The 4,716-nt window shown below is 62.2% G+C and carries 3 protein-coding genes and 2 pseudogenes; all 5 read right to left on the reverse strand.

Annotated elements, in window-relative coordinates:
* Window positions 1-54: 54 nt before the first annotated feature.
* Window positions 55-1,329 (reverse strand): annotated as a pseudogene (locus ACODRZ_RS26345) (DUF4158 domain-containing protein); the annotation flags it as partial.
* Window positions 1,330-1,466: 137 nt separating this feature from the next.
* Window positions 1,467-2,540: pseudogene (locus ACODRZ_RS26350) on the reverse strand (IS5 family transposase); the annotation flags it as partial.
* A gap of 132 nt (window positions 2,541-2,672) precedes the next feature.
* The gene (locus ACODRZ_RS26355) at window positions 2,673-2,939 is read right to left on the reverse strand and encodes a hypothetical protein (RefSeq protein ID WP_020817760.1); all 267 of its coding nucleotides are present in this window, start codon (window positions 2,937-2,939) and stop codon (window positions 2,673-2,675) included.
* Window positions 2,940-2,964: 25 nt separating this feature from the next.
* Complete coding sequence (locus ACODRZ_RS26360; RefSeq protein WP_015063478.1) at window positions 2,965-3,600, reverse strand: AAA family ATPase; 636 nt, start codon at window positions 3,598-3,600, stop codon at window positions 2,965-2,967.
* An 80-nt stretch (window positions 3,601-3,680) separates the two neighbouring features.
* A complete protein-coding gene (locus ACODRZ_RS26365) occupies window positions 3,681-4,316 on the reverse strand; it encodes a transcription elongation protein SprT (protein WP_020817759.1) in 636 nt (211 codons plus the stop codon).
* Window positions 4,317-4,716: the final 400 nt, after the last annotated feature.

Here is a 4,716-nt window from a genome sequence, read left to right on the forward strand (position 1 = left end):
GCAGCGGGACTATCCCGCCGCTAGCGTGGCCGAATATTGCTCCGCCGTTCTCACGTCGATCCATTCGCGATGTAGATTTTCGCTGTCCTGGATCAATTGAAGTGCCTGAGTCAGCGACCGATCCTGAGTCGTGGGCTCCAGTTGAAGAAGGTGGCTGAGGCGGAACAACAGCGATCGATGGGATCTGAAGTGCTTCCAGATCAGCGGCAGGTAGTTGTTACCACCGGTAGCCTGAACTTCGGCGCAAGTCTCGCGCAACCGATCCAGATTGCCATCGGGGGAGAGGTATTCGCGAATCAGGCTGCCGGCCTCCTGATCATCCGGTTCTTGAACCAGAATCTGCACCACGCCGTCCAGGGTCGCCGCCAACTGCTCCAGCTTCTGGCGTTGTCTAGCCTGGATTTGCTCCAACTCCTCCTTGGCGCGTTTATGAATCGTCGAAATCCGTCGGATGAACATCTCGGCCAGATGATCTCGTGTCCGCACACGCAAGCGGTAGATCAAAGCCAGCATCAGCGTGTAGCGTTTCGGTAACGAGCAGTCCTTCAGCTCGGAAACGTCCGACGCCGCGGCTTGGGCGGCGAAGTGACGGATCTTGGTGTCGACTATCCCTTCAAAAATGGCTTCCAGATCCCCGAAGCTCTCTAGCCAGGCCAAGTGGTCGATCAGCACCTCCAGGTGCTTGCGAGATGGCTTCTTGGGTGCCTGTTTCAGTGAATTGAAGTCGCTCTGACGCCGACCGAAGTCAGTGTCGAGCAGATCCTTCAGCTTGTGGATCACCTCGATTGGGGTTCGGGTTACCACCAGGTTGAATATTGCCTCTTGGGAATCGGCATGAATCCGCTCAGCGAGATCATTCAGGGTCGAGTACGCAGGAAGCTCATAATCCTGGCGGATCAGTTCTTCAATCACGGAGTTGATGATGTCGGCACGCTGATCAAGCACGAACGACATTGCTTTGGCATGCCGCTCGGCGAGCTCGATAGCATCAGATCCGTAGAATGCAGTCACACGGAGGCGAGCTCGGATCGCGTTCATGTGGCGATATTGCTGAAACCACTTGTATTCCGCGAGTTTGACCTTGCTACGCTGACCTAATTCTCCGCGAATGAACTCCACCAGTTGATCAGGTATGTCGGTGATATCAGGAAAATATCGGAGTACCTGAAAGGTCTTCAGGAGAACGGCGAGATTCAGGTGAAAGGGGGCCTTGGACTTGCTTCGTACCCACTTAATCTCATCATCTGAGAAGGAGAAATCACGCTGCAGCTCAGCTTTTGAATATGCCTTTGACAGAGTGGGGTACGCCGTGCGCTCTAATGAAGCCATAGGACCTCCTTTTCTGACGAATCAGAAAAGATAGTCCACGATCAGGCGAGGCGCGCGCGATCTAGAAAAGACCTAATAATCAATTGATTACGCGCGAAGTGAGTGAATTTTCCCTTTATCTCGGCATGCCCCCCAATTCGCCCCTCGAGCCAGGCCAGGCGCTGGAAGTTATAGGCAAGGTTGGTCATGCCGATCTTGATACGGGCACGAGCAATGCCGATGGTGCGCACCACCAGACCCATGCGGTGCTTTTGCCCGGCAAAGACGTGCTCGACGGCGGAGCGGACCGCGGACCGCTTGGCATTGGCGCGTGCAATACGCTCAGGCATCGCTCGGCGGTGCGGCTTGCGCTGGTGGATGTGGCTGGTGAACATGCCTTTGGCGAGGAAGGCCTCGTTCTTCTTCGAGCGGTAGGCCGTATCGGCCCATACGCCCGAAGCCGTGTTGCCCCGGCTGATCAGCGTCGGCAATCGCGCGCCGTCGTGGGCATTGGCAGCGCTGGCATCCCAGGTGCGGATCAGGCCATGCGCCCGGTCGATGCCGATATGGTTCTTGTAGCCGAACATCGGGATGGCCAGATCGACCGGCTTAAAGGCCTTGGGGTCCGCGCCTTCCTTCACCTTGGCCTTGGCGTACTTCACGCTCCAGCGGGCATCGCGATCCTTTTGCCGGATCTTCGCAGGGTTATTCTGCCAGCGCTCGGGTATCCGGCCCTCCTTGATGGCCGCCTTCTCCTCCTCGGTGTTCCGCTGCTTCGGGGCGGGTACAACGGTGGCATCGATGATCTGCCCGCCCATGGCGAGATAGCCCCGGTCCGTGAGGGCGGCATCGAAGCGGGCAAAGAGCCTGTCGATGGCCCTGGCCTTCACCAGACGCTCCCGGAACAGCCACACTGTCGTCGCATCGGGCACCGTGCCATCCAGGCCTAGCCCCAGAAAGCGCTGGAACGAGAGGCGGTCCTTGATCTGAAACTCGGTCGCTTCGTCAGAAAGCGAGTAGAGCGCCTGCAGCACGAGGATCTTGAACATGAGGACCGGGTCGAACGGCGGGCGGCCACCCCTGCCGCGAGGATTACGGCGCAGCGCGGCTACCAGCGGTCCTCGGAAAACCTCGAAGTCCACGACGGCCGCCAGACGCTCCAGCGGATCGCCCGCAGCGCTCAATGCCTCATATCGGTCCGAAAGATCGAAGAAACCCGGCTGCCCTGCCATCATCGCCTCCGCTATCGCGCAAAGGCAGTGAATCACTTCAGGCCCTCAGGCGCCACGGGTTTTTCGAGGTGTCCAACTCACTTTTCGCGCGCTGCGCCTGCCTAGCCTGCGACGCCCATCTCCTCGCCGGCCCTATCCCTCGCCAGCATCGAGCGCGCGGCTCACCGTGAACTGAATCCATGCGCTGCGGCTGATCCCGCGCCGCTTCGCCGCCGCATCGACCTTCGCCAGCAAAGCGCGATCGAACCGCAACATGACCGGCGACTTGCGCGGCCCGTCCTCGGCCGCCTCCGTGATCGCCGGCGCTGTCGGTTTCGCGGCACCGGCTATGAAGGCGTCGGCCGCGTCGTCGGTAACGGGCGGCTTGGGCTTGCTATTCGGTTTACGAGCGATAGCCATTTTCATTCACTCCGCTATCATTATGCTATACAAATACCGCACTGACCAATGCGGCCAGCTCGTCTATCGCCTTGGCGTCGCGCGGGGATTGCTCGACCACCGCCCTGCCCTCGGCCGCCGCGTTCGGGAACGCTTTGCGGCGCACGATCGACGTGGGCAGCACCTCGATCCCCTCAATATCGCCGATCATCTGCAAGGCCGCCTCATTGTCGCCGCCCTGCGGGTCCGCGCCGTTGAGGACCGCGACGGCGCGCAGCCCCTCGTTGATCTCGCGCGCCTCGGCCACCAGCGCCGCCACCTGGTCGAGCGCCCACACGTCAAAGCTGCGCGGCTGCACCGGCACCAGCAGCGTGTCGGCCACGGTGAGCGCGGCGCGCAGCGAGCCGGTATCGCGTCCGCCTACGTCGATGATGATGTCATCATATTTGGGGGCGAGCTGGCGGACCTGGCTGCGAAGAGCCGCGCCAGTGAGCGCGACGGCGGTATAGCCAGCCTCGCCAAGCCGCTCGGCGCGCAGCTCCGTGAAGGTAAGGGCGGTTCCCTGCTCGTCGCCGTCCACTAGCAGAAGGTCGCGGCCCGCAAGCGCGCGCGCGACCGCGAGGTTCACGGCGAGCGTGGTCTTGCCGACGCCGCCCTTGGTGTTTCCGACCGCCAATATCATTCCGCTCTCGCTCCGCTGGCAATGTGCGCGCTATATAGCAGCGTTTGTAATGCTAGGCGATATACATTTGATGGCGGCGATTATTCGCCGCCCTCCCCCTCGTCCTCGTCGTCCAGCGGTTCGTGCTCCATCTGGCCATGATCCTCGATCGGGCAAAGCGGCGCTCCGGCCAGCTCAAGCCACTTGCGCGCGGTCCTCACCGTATAGCCGCACGTCGCGCACTCACATTTGAGCATCCGGGTTTTCTGCTTCTTGGGAGCGGTGGATTCGCCGTCCGTATCGAGACGGGCATGGGGGAGGGGGCCAACGGCTTTTAGGATCGGCGCGATAGCGACAAGAAACGCCTCGCCCGGTGTCGTCGCCCGCATCGGCCCGACCAGGCCAAGGCCAAGGGCGACCCGTTTAAACGCCTTCCCATGCCCTGCCGGGATGCCCACGGCCGCGTGGACCAGTTCATGCGCGAGGATCGCCGCGATCTGCGCCGGCATGGCGTCGGCCGCGTGGGCGAGGTCGGGACGGATAAAGATTTCAAAATGCCCATCTGCACTAAGCCGGTTGTCCCAGCACTCGCCGATCGCCTTGCCCTTGCGGCCCGTGCTGGTGAAGCCGATCGCCACGCGGATATGCGCGGGCAGGGGGGCGTCCAGCGCCTCGAACAGCGGGGCCATGCCCGCCGCCACCGCATTGAGCCAGCTTTCCCGGTTGTCCTGCGTCATCGTTTTTACTCCCTTCAAATCGCCTGTCCGGCGATGGCCGTGCCATCGGCCGGAACACGGACGCCCAAGAACGACGACAGGAGAGGGGGGCAGCGGGAATCTGCGGGAGTGGTGCGGGCGGGCGCTTCGCGCCAACCCGGTCCCGCTGATTCCCGTTGCTGGGGAGAGGGGGACGGAACGCCCTCTCCCCACGCAAATAAACGACACGCCGGCGCACGCCGGCACGACAGGGCAGGGGCAAGGCCCCTGCCTCACGCGAGGATCGTCACGCTTATGCGCCAAGACCGCTTGCGGGCTTGGTCGGAGCGGTCACGCGGAGATAGAGCCGTGCCCGAAGGGTCGCGCCGGTCGCGTCCGTCAAGGTGGTGTAATTTCGGCTGTGGCCGTGGGCCATCGTCAG

This window comes from Novosphingobium sp. FG90 (assembly GCF_057808725.1).